At 61.1% G+C, this 324-nt stretch carries 1 pseudogene; it reads right to left on the bottom strand.

Going from position 1 to position 324, the window contains the following annotated elements:
- Positions 1-188 (bottom strand): annotated as a pseudogene (locus EOC06_RS38735) (efflux transporter periplasmic adaptor subunit); the annotation flags it as partial.
- Between the last annotated feature and the right edge of the window lie 136 nt (positions 189-324).

Raw genomic sequence — 324 nt, forward strand, 5'->3', positions numbered from 1 at the left:
GGTGCCTTCCGCTCGGCTTCCGCCGGCTTCGGCTTCGCCGCATCGGGCGCCTTGGCCTGTTCGGCTTCGGCTGCCTTGGCTTTGTTGGCGGCTACGCTGCCGACTGACGAAAACTCGCCTGTCGCCATCCATGCCGCGAAACCAATGAGCACAACAACGGCTGCAAGCTTGTGAAACCTGATTCTCATCGTCGTTTTTTCCACTGCGGGTTCGGCCAGCGTCCTCATAACGCGGGCGCGTCGCCGATATGGGTGCGCGCCGGGCCGTGTTCAATTTGCCGTGATCGGCGAAGCGCGCTTCTACATCAAAGTTGCACCGCAATAT

Source organism: Mesorhizobium sp. M7A.F.Ca.MR.362.00.0.0, from assembly GCF_004023175.1.
Taxonomy (GTDB): Bacteria; Pseudomonadota; Alphaproteobacteria; order Rhizobiales; family Rhizobiaceae; genus Mesorhizobium.